Below are 21,977 nucleotides of genomic sequence, written 5' to 3'. Positions count from 1 at the left end.
TTAATTCCTTTTCCGCCATCAAAACCCGGAAAACTTGCTAATGAATAGCATGATTAGGTGGTAAAGACCCTTAAAATAGTCAGGATTTGTATTTTTGTAATCTAAGGTAAAAACTATGCCCCGTCGTCAAGACCTCAAAAAAATTCTCCTGTTAGGTTCAGGTCCAATTGTGATTGGCCAAGCCTGTGAATTTGACTACTCTGGAACTCAAGCCTGTAAAGCCTTACGAGAAGAAGGCTATGAAGTGGTGTTGGTAAACTCCAACCCAGCTACAATTATGACCGACCCGGAAACAGCCGACCGCACCTATATTGAACCGCTGACACCGGAAATAGTTGAAAAAGTTATCGCCAAAGAACGTCCAGATGCCTTATTGCCAACAATGGGAGGACAAACCGCTCTTAATTTGGCTGTGGCTTTGGCGAAAAATGGCGTTTTAGAGAAATACAACGTTGAGTTAATTGGTGCGAAATTACCAGCAATTGAAAAAGCCGAAGACAGAAAACTGTTTAATGAAGCCATGGCTAAGATTGGGGTTGCAGTATGTCCCAGTGGTACAGCCTCAACTTTAGAAGAATCAAAAGCGATCGCTCACCAAATTGGTACATATCCCTTAATTATCCGCCCAGCCTTTACAATGGGGGGGACTGGTGGGGGTATCGCCTATAATCAAGAAGAATTTGAAGAAATGGCGCAAGTAGGGATTGACGCTAGTCCCGTTTCTCAAATTCTCATTGACCAATCTTTACTGGGTTGGAAAGAGTATGAATTAGAAGTCATGCGAGATTTAGCCGATAACGTCGTGATTATCTGTTCTATCGAAAATCTCGACCCTATGGGGATTCATACAGGGGATTCTATCACCGTCGCCCCCGCCCAAACCCTAACTGATAAAGAATATCAACGGTTACGGGATATGGCGATTAAAATCATTCGGGAAATTGGTGTTGAAACCGGCGGTTCTAATATCCAGTTTGCCGTAAATCCCGTTAATGGTGACGTGGTGGTAATTGAAATGAACCCCCGTGTCTCCCGCAGTTCGGCTTTATCTTCCAAAGCCACAGGTTTTCCCATTGCCAAAATCGCGGCTAAGTTAGCTGTGGGTTACACTTTGAATGAACTGCAAAACGATATCACTAAAAAAACCCCCGCTTCCTTTGAACCGACAATTGATTATGTTGTCACCAAAATTCCTCGGTTTGCGTTTGAAAAATTCCCTGGTTCAGAAGCAGTTTTAACTACACAAATGAAGTCTGTAGGGGAAGCAATGGCTATTGGCCGGACATTTAACGAATCCTTCCAAAAAGCCTTACGTTCTCTAGAAACCGGTCGCGCTGGTTGGGGTTGTGATAAAGCCGAAAAATTGCCTAGTGGTGAACAAATTCGCGCCCAGTTGCGGACACCAAACCCAGAACGCATCTTTTCTGTGCGTCATGCTATGCAGCTAGGAATGACTAATGAGGAAATCTATGAACTGACGGCTATTGACCCTTGGTTTTTAGATAAATTACAAGAACTGCTAGAAATAGAAAAATTTCTCAAACGCACGCCATTAAAGCAGTTGACAAAACAGCAAATGTATGATGTCAAGCGGAATGGTTTTAGCGATCGCCAAATAGCTTATGCTACAAAAACCAAAGAAGACGAAGTTCGCACCTATCGCAAACAGCTAGAAGTTATCCCTGTTTATAAAACTGTTGATACCTGTGCGGCGGAATTTGAAGCCCTCACCCCATATTACTATTCTACCTACGAAGAAGAAACAGAAGTATTACCGACAGATAAACCCAAGGTGATGATTTTGGGTGGTGGTCCTAACCGCATTGGCCAAGGAATTGAGTTTGATTATTGTTGTTGTCATGCTGCGTATTCTCTACATGATGCTGGGTATGAAACAATTATGGTAAATTCTAACCCAGAAACAGTTTCTACAGATTACGATACCAGCGATCGCCTGTATTTTGAACCATTAACTAAAGAAGACGTTCTCAATATCATCGAAGCTGAAAACCCCGTCGGAATTATCGTCCAATTCGGTGGACAAACACCATTAAAATTAGCCGTTCCCCTGCAAGAGTATTTACAAAAGTCTAACAGTATTACCAAGATTTGGGGAACATCACCTGATTCTATAGATATGGCGGAAAACCGAGAACGGTTTGAAAAGATTCTCCAAGAATTAAATATCGCTCAACCGCCTAATGGTATGGCGAGAAGTTACGAAGATGCGTTAATAGTCGCTAAACGGATTGGTTATCCTGTGGTGGTGCGTCCTAGTTATGTATTGGGGGGAAGGGCGATGGAAATCGTCTATTCTGATACTGAATTAGAACGCTACATGACCTTTGCAGTCCAGGTAGAACCAGATCACCCCATTTTAATTGATAAGTTCTTAGAAAACGCCATTGAAGTGGATGTAGATGCGATCGCCGATCATACTGGTAATGTTGTCATCGGTGGCATCATGGAACATATTGAACAAGCGGGTATTCACTCCGGTGATTCAGCTTGTACCTTACCTTCCATTTCTCTATCTCCAGCAGTCCTCAACCAAATTCGCTTATGGACAGTCCAACTAGCACAAGCTCTATCTGTAGTCGGGTTAATGAATATTCAGTTTGCCGTAGTTGGTGCAAACGGTTACTCTCCCCAAGTGTATATTTTGGAAGCGAACCCCAGAGCATCACGGACAGTTCCCTTTGTATCTAAAGCCACAGGCGTACAATTAGCCAAACTGGCATCCTTAATTATGTCAGGGAAAACTTTAGAGGAACTAAACTTTACAAAAGAAGTCATTCCTTCTCATATTGCTGTGAAAGAAGCCGTTTTACCTTTTAGTAAGTTCCCCGGTACAGATACCATTTTGGGTCCTGAAATGCGCTCCACAGGCGAAGTTATGGGCATTGACAGCGATTTTGGCCGCGCCTTTGCTAAAGCAGAATTAGGAGCTGGGGAAATGTTACCTCTTCAGGGGACTGTATTTGTATCCATGAGTGATAGAGACAAACCTCTAGCGGCAGATGTAGTTAAGGAGTTTATTAAGTTAGGCTTTACAATTATGGCTACTCAAGGTACACGCCAAGTCCTTCAGGAACAAGGGTTAGAAGTGAAATCAGTCCTGAAACTCCATGAAGGTCGTCCCCATGTCCTTGATGCCATTAAAAATGGAAACATTCAACTGATCATCAATACACCTTCTGGAGAAGAAGCTCATGCCGATTCTAAGTTAATTCGCCGCACCGCTTTGGGTTACAAAATCCCCATCATTACCACTATTGCAGGTGCTAGAGCCACAGCCGCAGCTATCCGTTCTATGCAAAATACGACTTTGGATGTCAAGGTAATCCAAGAATACTGTCCAATGAGTTAATAATTGTCAGTGGTCAGTGGTCAGTGGTCAGTGGTCAGTTGTTCGTTGTCAGTTGTTTTCCCTTCCCAATGACCAATCACCAATCACCACTGACCATTCCCTAAAACATTAAGCAATTATTACAAGAGAATCATTATGGTTATCATTGAGATATTTTAACAAATATGAGGAAGCTATTTCTTGACTCAAGAATTTAGCTCCACCCCTGTAAATATATGATGTTCAGTAATTGTAGAGGATGGAGTGATATTGATCCGCTCGTAAAGTGCGGGTTTCTCGGTAGTCAAATTTTTCTCATAAATGTTACAATTATTAATATTCCTAGAAAACACAAAAAATGTTTGACTTGCTACCTTGTATCTAACTATAGATACTTGTGAAAACAAGGAGATAGCTGTAACCTTTAGCAGTGAAGTACCTAATTTACCAAAATATGAGCAAATGGAGTTGATCGGGTGCTGAAGTTGCAAACCATAAAATGGGTTATCAACCCAATTAGGTAGCACTACCCTTAAACATTATTCCGTTAACGACCCTATCAGCACACCTTACACGATAGTGTAGCCCACCATTACCAAAGAGTAGCGACATGAAGACCGCTCAATCAGCCACCGACCTCGTGCGGACTTACCTGCGTGAGATTGGCCGTGTGCCACTCCTCACTCACGAAGAAGAGATTTTTTATGGTAAACAGGTGCAACGATCTACTGCCTTGCATGAGATCCGTGAAGGTCTTGCTACCCAGTTAGGTCATGAACCAAGTTTAGAAGAATGGGCAGCAGCATCTGATTTAGAAGTATTAGAATTAAATGAGGCGATCGCCGTTGGTGAAATAGCGAAGCGGAAAATGGTAGAAGCCAATCTCCGCTTAGTCGTTTCTGTTGCCAAAAAGTACATTAAGCGCAATGTTGATTTACTTGACTTGATTCAAGAAGGCAGCATTGGAATGCAACGGGGTGTAGAAAAATTTGACCCGACCAAAGGCTATAGATTTTCTACTTATGCTTATTGGTGGATACGTCAAGCCATTACCCGTGCGATCGCCGAAAAAGCCCGGACTATTCGCTTGCCTATTCATATTACCGAAAAACTCAACAAAATTAAAAAAGCCCAGCGTCAACTCTCTCAAGGACTAGGACGTGCGCCCACTGTAGCTGAATTATCCCAAGAATTAGACCTAACACCTAAACAGGTGCGCGAGTACCTAGAAAAAGCCCGTCTGCCATTATCTCTAGATTTGCGTCTAGGAGATAATTATGACACGGAACTGGGGGAAATGCTAGAAGACACAGGAGCAACACCGGAAGATTTTGTCATGCAAACTTCCCTCTCTTATGACTTAGAGCGAATGATGTCGGAACTCACTCCCCAACAGAAAGAAGTAATTACCCTCCGTTTTGGCTTAACTGATGGACAATCTTTAACTTTGGCTAAAATTGGTGAAATCCTGAATATTAGCCGAGAAAGAGTCCGACAAATTGAACGGGAAGCTCTCAACAAACTTCGCAAATCTAAAGCCACTATGAATGAGTATCTTGCAAGTTAGTCAGTTGTTATTAGTTGTTTTCGGCGTTATGGGTGGGGAAACTCCACCCTTACTCACTAATAGGTGAAAAACACCACCATTTCGGGTACGGTTAAACCGACTCTCTCGAAAGGAATAAACTGTTAGATTAGTGGACATGAATATATAATAGTCACCTAAATCGAATAGACAATAACTATCAGTTATTCCAGTCACAAACACTATCGTTAGTAGTGGCACTATAGGAGGTCAAACGTGAGTAACCAATCCAACCGAGTATCGGAATTTTTTAATAGTGATTCGGAAACCAGTAATTTATTATGGCAATACGTTAAATCATTAAGTCCAGATACAGTTACCCAATTATCTAAACCTACTTCTACTGAAGTGTTGCAGGTAATGGAACGCAATATTATCGGACTTTTAGGAAATTTACCTTCAGAACAGTTTGGTATTACTATTTCCACTAGCAGAGAAAGCTTAGGTCGCTTATTGGCATCAGCTATGATTAGTGGGTACTTTCTGCGGAATGCAGAACAAAGAATGGGTTTTGATATGGTTTTACAAGGAACAGAAGCTAATAATAGCGAAGTTGAATAAGATTATTTTTGGAAAATTCTCAAAATCAAATATTAACTCGGTAGAGATATAATCAGTCTACCGAGTTTTTTTGTTATTTATTGGTAATGATATGAAAGAAAGCAGTTTTTCTATTCCTCATAAAATTATTGGTGTCGCTGTTATTTGGAATGACCAAAAACAGATTTTAATTGATCGTCGGCTTCCTACAGGTGCAATGGGCGGTTTATGGGAATTTCCGGGGGGTAAAATTGAAGTTGGTGAAACTATTCAAGAATGTATTAAACGAGAAATTTCTGAAGAGTTGGGAATAGAAATTATAGTTGGAGAACATCTCATTACTATTGATCACACCTATACTCATTTGCGGGTGACTTTGACTGTACATCATTCTCAACATTTAGCAGGTGTTCCCCAAGCCATAGAATGTGATGAAATTCGCTGGGTGAGTTTAGATGAATTGGATAATTTTACTTTTCCAGAAGCCAATGGGGAAATTATCGCAGCTTTAAGAAATAGTTCAAACAAGATCACCTAATGTTTCATCAACTTTTCCTTCCCATAATAAACTTTCCGCCTGCTTTAATCTTAATAGGACTTACGCAAATAGCTCTGAAACCTTCTTTTCTTCGTGTCCTTCGTTCCTTCGTGGTTCGTTCTTTCGTGACTTGTGCGTAAGTCCTGCTTAATAGTGAACTTCCTAATATAGTAGTTGAAAGAGCGATTGCTCACAATTCATTTATATTGCTATATTTATTCAAAGTATGGAGTTAAGCGGAATCGAACCGCTGACCTCTTCAATGCCATTGAAGCGCTCTACCAATTGAGCTATAACCCCAAAAAATCTTAACTTTGTTATTATAACACATATCATAGGAGTTAAGTCAAGAGGTTTGTGAAAATAAATCTCTGATTTTTTTTGATTCAGGGTTAAAGTCCAACCGGGAAGGAAAGAAGCTGGTTTATTTACCGATACAGAACCTACTAAAAATTCGATCTAATACTGATTCTGTGACTTCTTCACCAGTGATTTCTCCTAATGCTTGAATTGCCCCTCGTAAATCAATTGTCCAAAAATCTAAAGGTAATTTATCTATAATTGTGACTTGCACTTGTTCCAAAGATATTTTAGCTTTTGTTAATGCTGCTGCTTGCCTTTGATTAATTGCTAAATCTATATCAGCGGCTTGGACTTTTCCACCTTGGACTATTTCTAAAATCGCTGTTTCTAAACTATCAATTCCTTGATTTATGGCTGCGGCTGTGAATATTTGAGATTTTAGATTGGGGATTTTTGATTGTAGAGTTTCTTTTTCTGCTGTTGAAATGAGATCAATTTTATTAATAACTAAAATTAGCGGACGGTGTTTGACTTGGGCATAAATTTCTTGATCTGCTGGAGTCCAACCTGCGGCAGCATCAATAGTAAATAATACCAAATCAGCAGCACTAGCAGCACGATGCGATCGCTCTACACCAATCTTTTCTACCTGATCAACTGTTTCCCGAATCCCGGCTGTATCTAGTACCTGTACAGGAATTCCCCCCACAACTAACTGAGATTCTACCACATCGCGGGTTGTTCCTGGTAGGTCCGTAACAATGGCGCGATCGCTCTGACTCCAAGCATTTAATAAACTAGATTTTCCGACATTTGGCCTGCCAACTATCGCTACTTTTAAGCCAGTTCTTAATAATTCACCTTTGTCTTTTGTTGCTAATAATTTGCTAATTTCCGCAGTCACTTGATCAATTTCGGTAATAATTCTTTGCTCATCTAAAGGTGGTAAATCTTCCTCAAAATCAATTCTGGCTTCAATTTCTGCCAAAATATCCAAACAATTAGCGCGTAATTTGCGGATAGGATGAGCTAATTTACCTTGCAACCCAGCTAAAGCAGTTTGAGCGGCTTGAGGTGATTTTGCTCCCACCAAATCTGCTATACTTTCCGCTTGGGTTAAATCTACTCTGCCATTTAAAAACGCTCTTAATGTAAATTCTCCCGGTTGGGCTAATCTTGCGCCATTTTCTAAACATAGTTGCAATACTTGTTGTACTGCCATAATCCCCCCATGGCAATGGAACTCTACCACATCTTCACGGGTAAAAGAACGGGGTGTTTTCATAATCATTAACAAAGCTTCGTCAATAATTTGCTTTGTTTGGGGTTGGCGAATATAACCATAGAGAATACGGTGACTTTCCCAAACTTGTCGCCCTGGGGCATAAAATAGAGTTTGAGCGATCGCCATGGCATGATCACCAGAAACCCGTACAATACCTACACTACCTTGTTGAGGGACAACAGCAGTAGCGATCGCCGCAATAGTTCCAGTATTAGCCAACAGTTCAGACATGAGCGGTTTTGCAAAAATTCAGGATTAGGGAACAAGAAAAATTCTCAACCCCTACAGTACAATAGTTCAAGAATAGCGATCAGTTAATAATTCATCACTAATAATAGTGAAATTCATTTACAAGATAAAACACCTGAATATAGATAGGGAATTGACTATGGAACAAAAAATAAACTGTGCTGAAGCCTGTGTAAATGGATGCGTTTTAGGGGATAAATGTCCCAATATTGAATTTAGAGAAGCAACCTCTAAGTTTATCGAAGAAACTTCCCTAGATAAAATGCTAGAAATGGCTGAAGAAAGATTGCGGAAAAAAATGACAGAACCCCCAAAATGGGTATTTCCCGAAGATCCTTAATTACACGAAATTAGGATGAACAGGTTGATGCTATGCTAACATATCCAGCAAAACATCACCTTTAAATAATACCCGCTCAACTAATTTTAATTTTTTTGAATTCCATAGCAGAAACGACCAACTAACCAATTATTATCCTCACTATTTTGTGATTGTTCAGCTTTCATGGTTTCTGTTCTGTTTTTCAGTGCCATGAAAAATTCTTCCAAATTATGCGTTTTTGAACCATCTTGTTCATTAGCTTTAGTTTGCCAATCCCATTCTTTCCACCAACTAGGAACTTCTAAAGTCTGACTGAGAATATCAAACTGTAATTTATAAATACCAGGTTCAGGAAATTTATTCGGTTGGATAATGGCTGAAAAATTTAACTTATTTTCTTGAGGAATAATTTGCCAATCTTGCAATTTCATAGCACTACTAATTTCTGAATTTGCATCCACAACTATAAACTTTTTAGCAAATTTATCAAATTTCTCGATTTTAACTTTTGCGTTAAGAGAATTAGTATCTACAAATAAACTATATTGTGATGGTGAAAAAGGCACACTATAATTAATCGTTAAATTTTCCTGTTGACGTGAATCTATTTGCAATATTTCATAATTGCCTTTACTAAGAGCAACTCCATCTTTAACTAAAGAAAGAGGTCTCGTAATACCTTTAGGTATAGATATTGGCGGCGTTCCTAAACTGGATATTTGATCAACAATATGATCAGGATGAAAAATCATTAACTTACTATTAGCTAATAATTGATTAGCATCATATTTTTGCAATTGCTCAAAATAATGTTTAATATCTTGATGAGGTCCGATGAATAACACATAGAACGGACGAAATTTATCTGCTTGCTTACCTGAATTATAGGCAAAAGTTTTAATACTATTAGCTTCCTGAATATAAACCTTATCATTAAATTCACTTTTAACTGCCCAAACACCCACAGCATAATCTTTTTTTTGGGAATTAAAATAAGTATCTTGAATTCTTTTATTTAATTTGGTAACATCACCACTATTTTGTTCCAAATCTGTAATAATAACCGTCATTTTCTGCTGATCTTTTTCAGCCGGAACAATAGCCGCATCTATGGGACTAGACACAGCCTTAAATTTAGCATTACTACCATCATAAAAAACTGGACTACCTCCATAACTATAATAATCACTACCTGTTATTTTCTGAATTGGAGTACCAATCCGATAATATTCAACTGGCAGTTTACCTGTTAATTCAAATACATTTCTCAGAGATTTTAAAGCTTTGATATAATTTGTTTCTCCATTTTTTACATATCCTAACATTGAACCACTACCATCTACATAAATAGCCACATTGAGATTATCTGATTTATTAGCAGTTTGACTATTAGTAGAATTAACATTAGGAATTTCACATTTTAATTCTTCTTTTGTATTACAAGCTGTCAGCAAAAACGCCATAAATACTAAAATTACCCATCTAGAACCCATCATTTTATTATTTCTCCGCTAATACTTTTTTGTTGATATGTGTACTATTACTAATAAATATTAAGTAATTTTACGGTATTTTTTATTGCCATAATAGCATCAATATGAGACTATATCAAAGAATACTTGTGCTACGTTTAAACTAGACTGCACTGTTCTAAAAAACTACAAGTCGTAAGGAGGACTAATGAAACCGTGGGAAATCATCAGAATTATCGTTTTTAGCGTCATTGGGGCTGCAATCATGTTTTTAGGGCAGCGGTTAATATATGAAAATCAAATCATCCCCATTCAAAAAGTCCCCCTTGATACCTGGCTCGGCACTGACTATACCACAGCCTCACTGATTATGTTCGCTGTTTGTATGTTCTCAACAATTCTTTGGTGCGTATTAGGCGCAACCAGTAAGTCTACTGGCAGCAGTATAGGCCAATGGATGTTAATTTGGTGGTTGTTAGGACTATTCCCCATAGCCACTATAGGCTTTACCGTCTTTTATATTAACCGCAGTGATGAAGCCCAGTTTTCTTTAATGGGATTTTTCCTTTTAGATACTATCTGGCTGTATTGGTTAAGTACAGTTACCAGTTCTCCTGAAGCAATCAAATATATTCCGCCAGGAGCTTTTTTTATACGTCATAAACTGATGGGAGATTAAGAAATGTCAATTTATGTAATTGGAATTGGTGGAACTGGTGCTAAGTGCATTGAAGCTATTATCCAACTAGCATCCATAGGACTTTTTAGCGAAGAAACCCTGCATTTATTATTTGTAGATGCTGATGAAACAAATGGCAATTTAAGTAGAGCTTTAACAAGTTTAGATACCTATCAAAAATGCTATAAATTAGGTTTGCATGATAAAAATTCTTGGATGCAAACAAAAATTGAATCCTTCTCTCTATGGTCGCCTTTTGCTAATAATAGTATCAATAAAAATCTTGGTTCTTTCTTTGAATACAACATTTTGAAAGATGAAGAACCAGCATTAGGAAATTTATTTGATGTTTTATATACTTCAGAAGAAAGAGATGCTAACTTAGATGTAGGTTTTCGTGGTAGACCTGCCATTGGTGCGGCTGTAATGAGTCAGGTAAAACTAGATGCTTTAGACTCTGACTCTTGGGGTATACTAGTGAGCCAAATTCAAAAAGATACTGGTGGAGGAAAACGACCTAAAGTATTTTTATGTGGATCAATATTTGGTGGAACAGGTGCTTCAGGATTACCAACAATTGGTAGATTAATTCATAATAAATTAGAAACTTTGAGAATTAGAGATAAAGTTGATTTAGGTTGCTTATTTATGTTACCTTATTTCGGCTTTAACCCTACAATGGGGGAAAATGTAGAAACAGTCTATGCTCGTTCTGAACAGTTTTTATTGAATACAGAAGCCGCATTGCGTTATTATGGTGGTCAAGCGCAAGAGAGCTTTGATACAGTATATTTGCTAGGAAATCAGCAATTATCACCAGTTAAAAAATTTAGTGTGGGCAAAAATACCCAACGTAATGATCCCCATTTTATTGAATTATATGCCGCATTAGCTGCAAGACAATTTTTACTCAAAACACCTCCTGGAGAAAAAACAGTGGTGTTGATGAATCGAGAAAACTTAAAAACATTAATTTGGAAAGATATTCCTGATCAAAAAGAAGTTAATGCAGAGTTTGTAAATGCAACTCGGTTTGCTTTTGTTTGGTTATCGCATATTGCCCCAGCATTAGCAGAAGCAAAAAGAATTGGTGTGAAGGAGTTTCAAAAAAGTCCCCAGGGATTTTGGTTTGTTAAATTCTTTCCTAACCGCGCTGTTTTTGGCAATAATTCCAAGCAAGAAATAGATTTTAATGATCCAGAGCAACAGAATGCCATAGAAACAATTACTATTTGGTGTCAAGATTATTTACGTTGGCTTTCACAAATTCATCAATGTGTTGGTGAAACAATTCAATTATTTAATGTTAATCATTTTAGTAATAGTAACCTGAATCATCAAAATTTATCAGATTTGATTGCTGGACTAGGTGACAGCCGAGATCAAAATCAAAAATCTAGAGACACAGTTCAAGAACTCAAAAAACGCTTGAATCCTGAAGCTGTGAGTTTACCAAAGCAAGGGATACTTGGACTTGCTAAAGCTTTATATCTTGTTTGTCGCTTATAGGAGGAAAATTAAACATGACAAGTTTATTATTGCCAAAACTCAAAGATGATTGTGATGTTAAATCAGGTAATTCTGGTAGTTGGAATTCTCAAGGAATAACTACTTTTAATCAAGTTGCTTCTAGTTTAGATTACAAAGCACCCGGCGAAGTAAAAAGCGTTAGTTCAGTTCCGACAGTGTGGGCGCGTCCTTTGTCAGTGGAAATGGCATTACATAATGATGCCTATCCCATTCGGGAACAAATGATTATTCAATGGCAAGGAATGTTAGCAGCTTTAGCACTAGCAGAAGTCCGCAATTTCCCTATTAAAGCCCAACTTTTAGAACTGGGAACAAAAAAAGACGCTCATGTTTTTGCCCGTTCTCTTTATGAACTTTTACCTGATCCAGGTAACACCCTTTTCACATTCAATAATAATAAACATCCTTGGGAAGACCTCTATATATTTACTTGGAATAATCAACCTGTAGGTATGACTTCTCCTAGTACATTGGTTGTATCTTCAGAACAAGGAAATTGGGAAGGTTTACCTTGGTGGAATGCCAATACATTACAGTTACAATCTCCCCATAATTATCTTAATGATACCGAAAAATCTCAACTGGCATTTTGGTTAAATAACCTCAGCCGAGAAATTAGAAGATATAACGGTGATAGTAAAGCTATTGACAGAATTGTTGGTTTATTGAATGGCTTTATTAATAGTTTAGGTGTGACATCTACAGCTAATTTTCAATTTAGTGAGAATCCTGCCTATTTTGAAGTAGAAATCAATCGAGGGGCTTTAACTGCTCTTAATTTGCCTGTTAAGGTTGAATCGAGAGAATCTAATGTGAGGATTGTTCCTAGTTTAAGTAAACAAAATGTTCCCCCATTACTAATAATTGATCCAAATATTGCCACTGCTTGGAATGAACCACCGCAGAACATTTGTGTTTATGAAGGTAAAAATTTAGCAGCTTTTCGGACTGAAGATATAGAAACATGGAATAAGAGCAGAAAAGTAATTTGTCTGGAATCGAAAGATTTATTTTTACCCGATTTGAAATTTATTGATCAAGAGGGAATTTTACCAGGCGCTTTACTTCCTGAAGGTACGCAATCCTTAGTATTCAAAAATAGGAATATTACTCCTTTAATTCCTCTAAATCCGATTTTGTTGAACTACTTTACCCCAGAAGATTTAACTAAAAAAGTTAAACTACAACTGGTTAATAATGGTGCTGGAGGGTCACAAGTTCGGTTAACTTTAACTTTACCTCTTTATGGTGTTAAAGGTGGTAAAGCGCCGCAAAATTTCTTTTTAGTTAAAGATTATCCTTTATTAGAAGAAAATATCATTTATGAAGTGCCTGTTTTAGAAATATGGCCGAATTTTAAAGCTGAAGGTTGGCAAGAATATTACGGCTTTTACTATGATGCTGAATATGGGGAAGAAACATTTCAAATCAGTTTCCCCACAGCTAAAAATACTCATACCTTTAAAGAAGGACAAGGTGCTTATCAGGTAGTTCGCTTAGAAGAATTTCCAGCTTTAATTGAGTGTAAAGATATTTATACAAACACTATTGGTTTAATTCTGCTACCTAGTCCTGAAGAAATAAGATTAACCGGAGAGTGGGTAGTTGGTATTGATTTTGGTACTTCATTTACTAATGTTTATGTTAATAAAAATGACCGATTGATAGAACGTCTCAGTCTAGAAAATCTACACTGCAAAGTAACAGATGTTTCTATTGATACGCGATTTCCAGTTTTGTTTGAATTCTTTATTCCCGAAAGTTTTATTCCCATTGATAAACCTTTTCCCATGTCTACAGTATTAACAAATCGAGGAGCAACTAAGTCCAAAGATGATCAAATAAATCCTATTTTCGATGGTCGTCTTTATGTTCCTAATCTCCAAAGATTTGCTCCTCAAGAAACATGGATTAAAACTAACTTAAAATGGTCAACTAACAATCCTACAGATAATCAACTTTTTCTAAAACATCTAGCACTACATATTGCAGCGATCGCTGCTAAAAATGGTGTATCAACTATTCAATGGTCTTTATCATTCCCTTCAGCATTTTCTCCTAAGGAACAACAAAATTACGCCATAAATTGGCAAAGATTAACTAAAGAATTAGCATCAAAAACAGGAATCATACACAATAGTCCAGCTAAGGATGATCCTACCTATTTCCGCACTGAAAGTTTAGCAGTTGCTCAGTATTTTGCAGAGCAGGAGGGATATGATCTCGTCAGCACTACTTGTATAGATATGGGTGGTGGAACATCAGATATTTCTATTTGGCAAGATGATCAATTACTGCATCAATGTTCAGTTTTATTAGCAGGTAGTCATCTTTTTTCTCAATTTATAGAGATGAATCCTAATTTCCTGAAAAAATTAGATCCTAACATTAATGATACGAAGGATTGGACAAAACTTAAAGGTCCCGCTTTCAACGCCAAACTCGATGTTTGGATGCGTCTTGAAGCTGGAAATTGGTTAGAGACAAAACGAGATAGATTTGAGGAAGATAAAGATTTTCAAGGGCTAATTCGTTTGATGGCAATTGGCATATCTGGCTTGTATTTCTATGTAGGCCAAATCCTCTCGGTTCTGCACAAAGAGGATAAATATTCTCAAAATCAAATTACTCCCGTGTATATCGGTGGAAATGCTTCTCGTCTGTTACATTGGCTGGCAGAAGGGGGTGAATTTGACCGTAATTCAGAAATTAATAGTTTACTCAGTCACATGATGAGTATTGCTTCTGGTTTTCCTGATACAGAAGAACTCACCCGTCTTAGTCAAAACCCCAAAGATGAAGCCGCTTGTGGATTGGTTTTAAAAGATCGAAAACTACAAGGATTAGGAAAAAAAGAAAAAGATCCTGTCATCGCTGGAGAAGATTGTAAAATCAGTGGAGAAAATTTTGGTTGGCAAGAACGTTTAGAGTTTAAAGGCAAAAGTATTAGTAAATATGAAATTCCTGAATTAACTCAGTTGAAGTTATTTCTAAATGCTTTCCATGCTAGTTTAGATGAGTTAGGAATTGATGGTATCAAACCTTTAGATGGTTATGAATTAAAAGAATATCCAGATGATCCTGACCCAGATTATAATGAAAAGCTATGGCGGGCTACAGAACGAGAACTCAGAAATTCTTTAAATGCCATTAAAGGCAATATTGAAGATATCCGAGAAGAACCACCTTTTATCATTGGCTTAAAGGCATTACTCAGAGTTTTAGGTAAAGAGTGGGCAGGAAAATAAGATATTTTTTGAACTTTGCCCTGATTACTTGGTTACTAAAAATAGGCGATTTAAATCGCTTATTTTATCTCATACATTAGTTCTAGAATGAAAACTTTGAAGGTTAATGATGACACAATCAAAATGTCCAGTATGTGGTCACGAATATATTGAGGGTTCAGTTGAATTCTGCTCAAAATGTCATTGGTTATTGACTCCTTACTCAGAAGATTTAGTAGAACATCCAGAAGTCCAAAAAATAGAAAAACAACGATTACAATCATACCAACAACTTTGGGATGATTATAAACGTGCATATCGTAGATATTCCGAAGTTAAACAGCAGTTAGACGCAATTAATCATAAAAATCAATCTGTACCAAATTATTCATCATTAGAAAAATATTTGCAGGTATTACCGGATATACTTTCTAACATTGAGCAAATTAATGAGAAATTAACTTCTAAGGATTCTTACCCTGTTTACGAATCAATCCAAGGAAATATACAAGATCAAAGTGATACAGCGTTAGAAGATGCAGTTAATCCAATAAATAATATCGTAACAGATGAAGAAATTAGCAGTATAAATGATAATCAAGAATTTACTGATTTGTTAGAAAATTATAAACAAAACCAATTAGATTATACAGACAAAATCGAAGTTTCAGAAACAGAAGTCAGTAAATCACAGCGTTGGACGGGTAGTCAAGCACCAGCAGTTTTCGAGCGCAATGCTAGAGGTAGAGGAGAATATTGGATTATTGATAATAAATATTTAGTACCTAAACCTAAACACAAAATCAATGAAAATAGTTATAAAACTACTTTAGTAACATTATTTGACTGTCGAAACTATGATAAAAACTCAACAGACAATATTACATTAATCAAACCTGCTAAAGTATCTGTAATCAATAGCGAAGAAAAATGGCGGTTAGAAGCAAAAGGAATTATAGAGTTTTCATGATTATTAGAGGTTTAAAAATATGAAAAATAAAATTTACCGCTTGATTCCAGTTTTTATATTGTCGTTTAACTTACTCCTGGGATATTCTGCTGTAGGTAGTAATAATATTGCCCAAAATAGTAATTTTCAAAAAAACAACAATCAGAAATCAATTAATAAATATCCCAAGATTAGTCAATTAGTCAAAGAATTAAAAGAGTCAATTACGTCTTTTAATAACGAAGTAAAATTAGTCGTCAAGACGAGTAAAAACCGTAACGAAGTTACTTCTAAAAATATTCAAGAAAAAATAACTTCCCTCCAAAAAGAACTGAATTTATTAATTCAAGATTTATCAATATCGAACAATAATCAAATAGTTACTACAGTTGAAAATATAGTTTTAATAATCACTGAGATTAATGAAATCATTACCCCCCTAGAAAAAGGATTAACAGAAAATGGAGTAAGTCAAGTACAAAAAGATTTAGGATTTTTTAGCAGAAGAAAAATAGCTGATACATTTTATGGTAATTTGGGAGTAACAACGCAGGAAGAAATAGAACTATTTACTACTAAGAAAATTCAAGAATTAGACAAACAAATTTTATCTCTTCAGCAACTTATTAATCAGCAACCTTTCATTGAGAAAACTTCTCAAATTGTCAATAGTAATCAAGTAAATAATTCCAACTCAGAATTAGAAATTAGAGAACTTAAAAATCACCTAAATAGATTAAGTCTAACTACTACTATTGGGGGATTTATTTTATTGATTGCATTAATATTTTGTATTTACAGAATTATCACTCTTGTTGAAGAGCAACGTAAAATTATTGCTTTGGCTAAAAATAATAAAAAAAATGTTGATATTGATAATTTTCAAATAGAAATGAATGAAATTTATAAAAACTTGAAGCTTTTTGATGAAAGGTTAAAGCAACTAGAAAAAAGTAATCAAAATCATAACTTACAAAATTATTCATCTCCACCTCATCATATCCCGAACATACAACCTAACAAAGATGTAGTTTATTCACCAAAATCAGTAATTATTCCTGCATCTTCATCAGTTAATATATCCAATTCAAATAATCAATTAGTATCAACATATAATATCAATTCTCGTTCCCTATCTCATCAAGCAATAACTGTTTCTGAAAGTGAGTATACAGCAGAACAACGTCATCTTGGACGTGATGTTGCACCTATTCTAGAATCTAATAATCGAGGTAATTATTGGATTATTAAAGAAGGTAATCAAGAGTATATTGTTCCTAAAGGTAGTATAAAAATCAATGAACATAACTATCGGACAATTTCTACCTTTTTTGAATGCTTAGGATATAGTCAAAATTCACAAAATAATTTTACTCTAGTTAAACCAGCAAAAGTAGCTTCAATTGGAGAAAAGTGGCAATTAATAGAAATTGGTCAACTGCAATTTTAAGTTGAAAATTAAATAAAATGCAAAATGATAGTAGTAACAAAGTAGATTATTCAGAATGGGAATGCTTAATTTTATATAACTATATTCCCAGATTAATTGAAAAATATGCAATATTAGTAAACATATCTGCCCACTATTATACCAGTGGTAATCAAGAAATATCACTTACAGAAAATCCCAAAGGAGACTATTGGATAATTGCCAGTGATAATAATATTTATTGGTTATTTCCCAATACTAAATTAAAAAGTAGAATTAATACTCCTAAAAAAGAGGTCTTAAACAAACTTTTTGAATTTTATAATTACGAAAATTCGGATTCCCGTGAAGTTATTCTCAAAAAACCTGCTCAAGTATCTCCTTCTAGCAGTGGAGAAGGGTGGATTTTAGATAAACAGGGAATTATTGATTTTAATAATTCATCTTTTTTAGAAATTATAAATGCTAATAATAAAAGTTCAGAAAACATACCTACATTAAAAGTGAATCAAAACAATGAACAGCAAAATTTAATTACACAGGTGTCACGAGAAGAATTTAATGAGTATATACTTGAATCTCAAAAAGAGATTATTCAATTAAAATCTCAAGTTCAACAATTAATAGAAATTCAACAAAGATTGCAAGGAGAAATAGAAAGAATTAATGAAAATTATGGTAGTTTAGAAACTAAATTAGAAAATAATTTTCCCAATCATCAGATAGCTACTCTTCCCGAAAAAACAACGTCTCAACAAGAAAAGTTAATAAATACATCCAGTAGTGTAAATTTAAATGCTCAAGAATTGCGAATTGTAGAAGCTTATAATTCTAATCCTGTTATTATTTCCCAACAAGCAAAGCAAGTTGCAGAAACAAATACCAGCATTGAAAAGCGTATTCAAGGTAATATTGAAGCTATAGTTTTAGAAAAGCAAGCACAAGGTTACTACTGGTTAATTGGTAGGGAACAATTATATGTTATGCCTAGAAAACATCTAAATATAAATCGTGCAACGGTAGAAAGTATTAGAATTTTATTTGAATGTAAAGGAAGTAAAGCAACAAGTAAGTTTAAATTACTCAAACCTGCTAAGGTAGTTATGATAGGTAATTCACAAACTTGGCAACTAACTGAACGGGGAATTATTGAATTTGAATAGAGTCATATAAAATTATTGATAAAAATTCTAGCTAAGGATTGGAATAGGAAATGACTAACTTTGATAATCTTTTTCGTAAAGTTGAAGAATTAAAACAACTGTGCTATCAACATTTTGCACCGAGAATAACTAATATAGAAAATTATTTATCCACGCTAACTGATAGAATTCAAGATGGTTCAGTCATTGTCACTGGTAATTTACAAACAGAACAAATCACATCTCTGAATATATCTGAATCTGAATTAGTACAAGTTTATAATGATGTTCCCAAGGTTTTATTGAGAAATTCGATTATTGCGGAATTAACAACTAAAAGTTATCGAGAAAATAAACCAACTGAACCAGTATTTTTAGAAAATGACGAAAATGGTAAATATTGGATTATTGTATGTAATCAAGATAATATTTGGCTTGTACCTAGCATTAATATTAAATTACATATCCATAAAATAAGAACTATAGAAAAATTATTTGATTTTCATGGTGATACTTCTTTATTAGATACCCATTTTATATTAACTAAACCTGCAAGAGTATCCAGTTTACCGAATGGAAAAGAATGGAAACTAGAAGAAAAAGGTAGTCTAGAATTTAGTGATCCTTTTTCTCAGATTAAATTTGAACTTCCTGATTTTCAAGAACCCAAAGAAGATACTCATGTAGAAATTCAGAACATTTATCAGCAATTAGATGATTTAAGATTAGAGTTAAATCGTTCTCATGAACTCCGAAAAAATTCAGAGTTTTACATAGTAGAAATGTCTAAAGAATTGGATGATTTAAAATTACAGTTATCCTATGCTGAGGAAAATCAGAAAAAATTAGAATCTCATATTGAGAAAATACCAGTTCTCAGAGATTATGTTTATTTGCAAATAGATTTACTCAAAACGCGGATAGAATCTGTAGAAAATCATCATGGTAGTAAATTTGATCGCAGTTAAAAAAGATTATTTTAACATTTAGTGGCGTTTGGATCTTCAAATTCCCCCGGTTGACGAACAAGCAATTGATTTAAAATCACCTTACCTGAAGGATTTATTACCTCTAATCTTACCAAGTCAGTTTGGACAATTTGCCAAGAAACTCGATATTTATATTTAGCATTAGTCCAAGTAAAAACAGGACGGGCTTTAGTTCCAGATGCTTTAGCACCAATTAAACAAAGTTTTTTACCTGTTTTGAGGTTTAAGTTTTTGTAGTAATACTGACCTTTATTTTGCCAAAGAGTTAAGTTCCAAATACGCGGTTGTCCCTCTACATCAAAAAATTCTCCCTCTGGAAAAGCGAGATTAGCTACAGCTTGATTCTGAACAGAAATATCTGCAACTATGGGTAAAGCAAGACCCAAAACTAAAGAGATAGCGATTCCTGGAATTTTCATAATTAATTTTTACCTTAATGAGAATATTACTTTTCTATTTTTTGCAAAAATTCGGTTCTAGCTGTAATATTCAATTATATACCTTCTTGCTAACTTTTCAAGGTTGCAGAATGTTTTGAAGGAAGAGGTATAAATAAGTTTTTATTCGGTAATGCAGATGAGCATATTTTTATCTGGAGGTTAGCGTGATCAAGAACATTGAAGTTCAAAATTTTAGATGTTTCGAGCATTTAAAAGTGTCCAGTTTTGAGAAAATTAATTTAATTAGTGGAAAAAATAATGTTGGTAAAACTGCATTATTGGAGGCATTATTTCTAAATACTGTCCCCAGACCAGATACTATTTTTTTGTTGCGGCAAATAAGAAGGGAATCGTCAAAGTTTAGAAAAGCTTTACCTGAAAACACATGGACTTACTTCTTTTTTGAGGAAGACAAGAATAGTGCGCTAAAGATTGACGCTACTCTTGAAAATGCTTCTTCCAAAAAAATTGAAGTATTTGTTGATGAATCTGTGCAGAATTTAGAAGATACCTATGAACAGGATAATGGTGATGATGATAATGAAAAACTCATGAGTCTTTTTTCAGGAAGCGAATCTGTAAAATCTGTAATGCACCTAAAAACAAAAATTAATGATGGAGAGACTTTTGAAACATTAATCATTTCTAGTGCTAAGGGTATCATAGCTAGAGATATCAAAGTTCCTGACATAAAAAACGCTTTCTTCATCCCCTCATTTTTAAGAGTTGCTAGTAGAGAATTGGCAGAAGAGTTTGACAAAGCTCGTTTAAAAGAGAAAGACAATGAGCTTCTAAGAGCCTTTCAAGTTATTGATTCTTCCATTATTGGTGTAGAAAGCTTGAGTATCGGTGAAGGGAATCTTTGGGTTAAAAGAGAAGGAAAAAAAAGGTTGCCTTTGTCCTTGTTTGGTGATGGCATTAATCGTATTGCTGATATTATTTTAAGAATTGTCAATAACGAAAACAGTATTTTGCTAATTGATGAAATAGAAAATGGTATTCACCACTCTAACCACGCTGCTTTTTGGGGTATTATTTATAGATTAGCTAAGGAGTTAAATGTCCAAATATTTGCGACAACCCACAGCTTAGAAATGATTAAAGCTTTCATAAAAGCTGGTGCGGATCATGAAAACATGGCTGCTCATTTTGAGCTAACAAAACATCTAAAAACAGGAAAAATAATCGCCATTAAGCGAGATTTAGATACTTTAGAATATGGGATAAGTCATGATAAGGAGGTGAGAGGTGAGTAGTAATATTTTAATTGTAGAAAGTAAAAATGATAAATATTTTCTACAAGCAATTATTCGTTACCTTAATTTCAATATAGAAGTTGCACCTCCGATTATTATTTCAGAGGATGATTATAGGGCGATGAATGGATTAAATCCAACAAAGCTAAAGGATGCTCTCAAGGATTTAAAAGCGGATATACAAAAGGGCGAGATTGAAAGGGTAGGAATTGTTATTGATATTGATGATCAGCTAGAAATAGAGAGAATTAATTTTGTTAATCAATGTATTCAAGAAGTTTTTTCCGAATCACAATTACTCGAAAAAGTTAAGGAATTCATAGATATAAGTTTTGATGGTTGCAATATCGAACTAGCTTGTTACTTTACGAATTTTAATGGACAAGGAGAACTGGAAACAGTCTTAAAAATGATTAAGAGCCAAAATTCTGATTATGCTGATTGTTTAGAGACTTGGAAAGATTGCGTGAACAATCATGATAAATCTATAACTGTTAAGGAATTTAATAAATTTTGGGTTTCTCTATATCTACGATTTGACACTTGCTCGAAAAAAGAAAAAAAGCAAGCCGAGCGTAAATGTAGTTTTGAGTCTGCGATGATTGAAAAAGCTTGGATTTGGGACTTTGAACATCCTACATTGAATGATTTGAAGAAGTTTTTGCAAATGTTTTGTTAATTTATCTGCACAAT

Annotated in this window: 18 protein-coding genes and 1 tRNA gene; 14 read left to right on the top strand and 5 right to left on the bottom strand. The window is 35.3% G+C overall.

The genetic code is table 11. The features are described from left to right. Positions 1-115: 115 nt before the first annotated feature. Complete coding sequence (carB, locus tag FJR04_RS16590; protein ID WP_168496727.1) at positions 116-3,370, top strand: carbamoyl-phosphate synthase large subunit; 3,255 nt, start codon at positions 116-118, stop codon at positions 3,368-3,370. A 589-nt stretch (positions 3,371-3,959) separates the two neighbouring features. Further along, a complete protein-coding gene (locus FJR04_RS16585; RefSeq protein WP_168496725.1) occupies positions 3,960-4,916 on the top strand; it encodes an RNA polymerase sigma factor, RpoD/SigA family in 957 nt (318 codons plus the stop codon). Here FJR04_RS16585 and FJR04_RS16580 read toward each other — a convergent pair whose 3' ends face one another. Next, on the bottom strand, positions 4,917-5,054 hold the full coding sequence (locus tag FJR04_RS16580) for a hypothetical protein (protein ID WP_168496723.1): 138 nt from the start codon (positions 5,052-5,054) through the stop codon (positions 4,917-4,919). Positions 5,055-5,150: 96 nt separating this feature from the next. Here FJR04_RS16580 and FJR04_RS16575 point away from each other — a divergent pair, with 96 nt between their 5' ends. Next, on the top strand, positions 5,151-5,495 hold the full coding sequence (locus tag FJR04_RS16575; protein ID WP_168496721.1) for a DUF760 domain-containing protein: 345 nt from the start codon (positions 5,151-5,153) through the stop codon (positions 5,493-5,495). 91 nt (positions 5,496-5,586) lie between these two features. After that, positions 5,587-6,012, top strand: a complete 426-nt coding sequence (gene mutT, locus FJR04_RS16570) for an 8-oxo-dGTP diphosphatase MutT (protein WP_168496719.1) — start codon at positions 5,587-5,589, stop codon at positions 6,010-6,012. A 227-nt stretch (positions 6,013-6,239) separates the two neighbouring features. On the opposite strand, the gene FJR04_RS16565 is transcribed toward mutT, so the two are convergent. After that, positions 6,240-6,312, bottom strand: a tRNA-Ala gene (locus FJR04_RS16565). A 124-nt stretch (positions 6,313-6,436) separates the two neighbouring features. Next, on the bottom strand, positions 6,437-7,831 hold the full coding sequence (gene mnmE / locus FJR04_RS16560) for a tRNA uridine-5-carboxymethylaminomethyl(34) synthesis GTPase MnmE (RefSeq protein ID WP_168496717.1): 1,395 nt from the start codon (positions 7,829-7,831) through the stop codon (positions 6,437-6,439). Positions 7,832-7,988: 157 nt separating this feature from the next. On the opposite strand from mnmE, the gene FJR04_RS16555 reads away from it, so the two are divergent. Continuing rightward, positions 7,989-8,189 carry a hypothetical protein gene (locus FJR04_RS16555; RefSeq protein ID WP_168496715.1) on the top strand — a complete coding sequence of 67 codons (201 nt, stop codon included), beginning with the start codon at positions 7,989-7,991 and terminating at the stop codon, positions 8,187-8,189. A gap of 86 nt (positions 8,190-8,275) precedes the next feature. Here FJR04_RS16555 and FJR04_RS16550 read toward each other — a convergent pair whose 3' ends face one another. Beyond that, a complete protein-coding gene (locus tag FJR04_RS16550) occupies positions 8,276-9,667 on the bottom strand; it encodes a hypothetical protein (RefSeq protein WP_168496713.1) in 1,392 nt (463 codons plus the stop codon). A 184-nt stretch (positions 9,668-9,851) separates the two neighbouring features. Here FJR04_RS16550 and FJR04_RS16545 point away from each other — a divergent pair, with 184 nt between their 5' ends. From FJR04_RS16545 to FJR04_RS16515, 7 genes are all read left to right on the top strand, one after another. After that, positions 9,852-10,322 carry a hypothetical protein gene (locus FJR04_RS16545; RefSeq protein WP_168496712.1) on the top strand — a complete coding sequence of 157 codons (471 nt, stop codon included), beginning with the start codon at positions 9,852-9,854 and terminating at the stop codon, positions 10,320-10,322. Positions 10,323-10,325: 3 nt separating this feature from the next. Beyond that, positions 10,326-11,831, top strand: coding sequence for a hypothetical protein (locus FJR04_RS26225; protein ID WP_168496710.1), 1,506 nt, complete (start codon positions 10,326-10,328; stop codon positions 11,829-11,831). A 14-nt stretch (positions 11,832-11,845) separates the two neighbouring features. After that, positions 11,846-15,100 (top strand): cell division protein FtsA, encoded by a 3,255-nt coding sequence (locus tag FJR04_RS16535; RefSeq protein ID WP_168496708.1) that lies wholly within the window; start codon positions 11,846-11,848, stop codon positions 15,098-15,100. A gap of 109 nt (positions 15,101-15,209) precedes the next feature. After that, positions 15,210-16,049, top strand: coding sequence for a zinc ribbon domain-containing protein (locus FJR04_RS16530; protein ID WP_168496706.1), 840 nt, complete (start codon positions 15,210-15,212; stop codon positions 16,047-16,049). Between the two features lie 19 nt (positions 16,050-16,068). After that, complete coding sequence (locus tag FJR04_RS16525) at positions 16,069-17,478, top strand: hypothetical protein (RefSeq protein WP_168496704.1); 1,410 nt, start codon at positions 16,069-16,071, stop codon at positions 17,476-17,478. Positions 17,479-17,495: 17 nt separating this feature from the next. Further along, a complete protein-coding gene (locus FJR04_RS16520; RefSeq protein ID WP_168496701.1) occupies positions 17,496-18,620 on the top strand; it encodes a hypothetical protein in 1,125 nt (374 codons plus the stop codon). Between the two features lie 50 nt (positions 18,621-18,670). After that, complete coding sequence (locus tag FJR04_RS16515; protein ID WP_168496699.1) at positions 18,671-19,567, top strand: hypothetical protein; 897 nt, start codon at positions 18,671-18,673, stop codon at positions 19,565-19,567. Positions 19,568-19,578: 11 nt separating this feature from the next. Here the strand turns inward: FJR04_RS16515 and FJR04_RS16510 are convergent, their stop codons facing one another. Next, positions 19,579-20,007, bottom strand: a complete 429-nt coding sequence (locus FJR04_RS16510; protein ID WP_168496697.1) for a hypothetical protein — start codon at positions 20,005-20,007, stop codon at positions 19,579-19,581. A gap of 185 nt (positions 20,008-20,192) precedes the next feature. Between FJR04_RS16510 and FJR04_RS16505 the strand changes: the two genes are divergently transcribed. Together FJR04_RS16505 and FJR04_RS16500 are read left to right on the top strand one after the other, a co-directional pair. Next, positions 20,193-21,284 carry an AAA family ATPase gene (locus FJR04_RS16505; protein ID WP_168496695.1) on the top strand — a complete coding sequence of 364 codons (1,092 nt, stop codon included), beginning with the start codon at positions 20,193-20,195 and terminating at the stop codon, positions 21,282-21,284. Further along, a complete protein-coding gene (locus FJR04_RS16500; protein ID WP_168496693.1) occupies positions 21,277-21,963 on the top strand; it encodes a DUF3226 domain-containing protein in 687 nt (228 codons plus the stop codon). Before FJR04_RS16505 ends, FJR04_RS16500 begins: the two co-directional genes overlap by 8 nt. The last annotated feature ends 14 nt before the right edge of the window (positions 21,964-21,977 follow it).

The organism is Anabaena sp. UHCC 0204 (assembly GCF_009711975.1).
Lineage (GTDB): Bacteria > Cyanobacteriota > Cyanobacteriia > Cyanobacteriales > Nostocaceae > Dolichospermum.
The sequence above is the reverse complement of the archived record's forward strand: the minus strand, read 5'-3'. Positions and strand labels throughout refer to the sequence as shown.

Coding starts and splice junctions, on each gene's coding strand:
- carB (WP_168496727.1), top strand. CDS start 116: ATGCCCCGTCGTCAAGACCTCAAAAAAATTCTCCTGTTAGGTTCAGGT.
- FJR04_RS16585 (WP_168496725.1), top strand. CDS start 3,960: ATGAAGACCGCTCAATCAGCCACCGACCTCGTGCGGACTTACCTGCGT.
- FJR04_RS16580 (WP_168496723.1), bottom strand. CDS start 5,054: ATGTCCACTAATCTAACAGTTTATTCCTTTCGAGAGAGTCGGTTTAAC.
- mutT (WP_168496719.1), top strand. CDS start 5,587: ATGAAAGAAAGCAGTTTTTCTATTCCTCATAAAATTATTGGTGTCGCT.
- mnmE (WP_168496717.1), bottom strand. CDS start 7,831: ATGTCTGAACTGTTGGCTAATACTGGAACTATTGCGGCGATCGCTACT.
- FJR04_RS16555 (WP_168496715.1), top strand. CDS start 7,989: ATGGAACAAAAAATAAACTGTGCTGAAGCCTGTGTAAATGGATGCGTT.
- FJR04_RS16550 (WP_168496713.1), bottom strand. CDS start 9,667: ATGATGGGTTCTAGATGGGTAATTTTAGTATTTATGGCGTTTTTGCTG.
- FJR04_RS16545 (WP_168496712.1), top strand. CDS start 9,852: ATGAAACCGTGGGAAATCATCAGAATTATCGTTTTTAGCGTCATTGGG.
- FJR04_RS26225 (WP_168496710.1), top strand. CDS start 10,326: ATGTCAATTTATGTAATTGGAATTGGTGGAACTGGTGCTAAGTGCATT.
- FJR04_RS16535 (WP_168496708.1), top strand. CDS start 11,846: ATGACAAGTTTATTATTGCCAAAACTCAAAGATGATTGTGATGTTAAA.
- FJR04_RS16530 (WP_168496706.1), top strand. CDS start 15,210: ATGACACAATCAAAATGTCCAGTATGTGGTCACGAATATATTGAGGGT.
- FJR04_RS16525 (WP_168496704.1), top strand. CDS start 16,069: ATGAAAAATAAAATTTACCGCTTGATTCCAGTTTTTATATTGTCGTTT.
- FJR04_RS16520 (WP_168496701.1), top strand. CDS start 17,496: ATGCAAAATGATAGTAGTAACAAAGTAGATTATTCAGAATGGGAATGC.
- FJR04_RS16515 (WP_168496699.1), top strand. CDS start 18,671: ATGACTAACTTTGATAATCTTTTTCGTAAAGTTGAAGAATTAAAACAA.
- FJR04_RS16510 (WP_168496697.1), bottom strand. CDS start 20,007: ATGAAAATTCCAGGAATCGCTATCTCTTTAGTTTTGGGTCTTGCTTTA.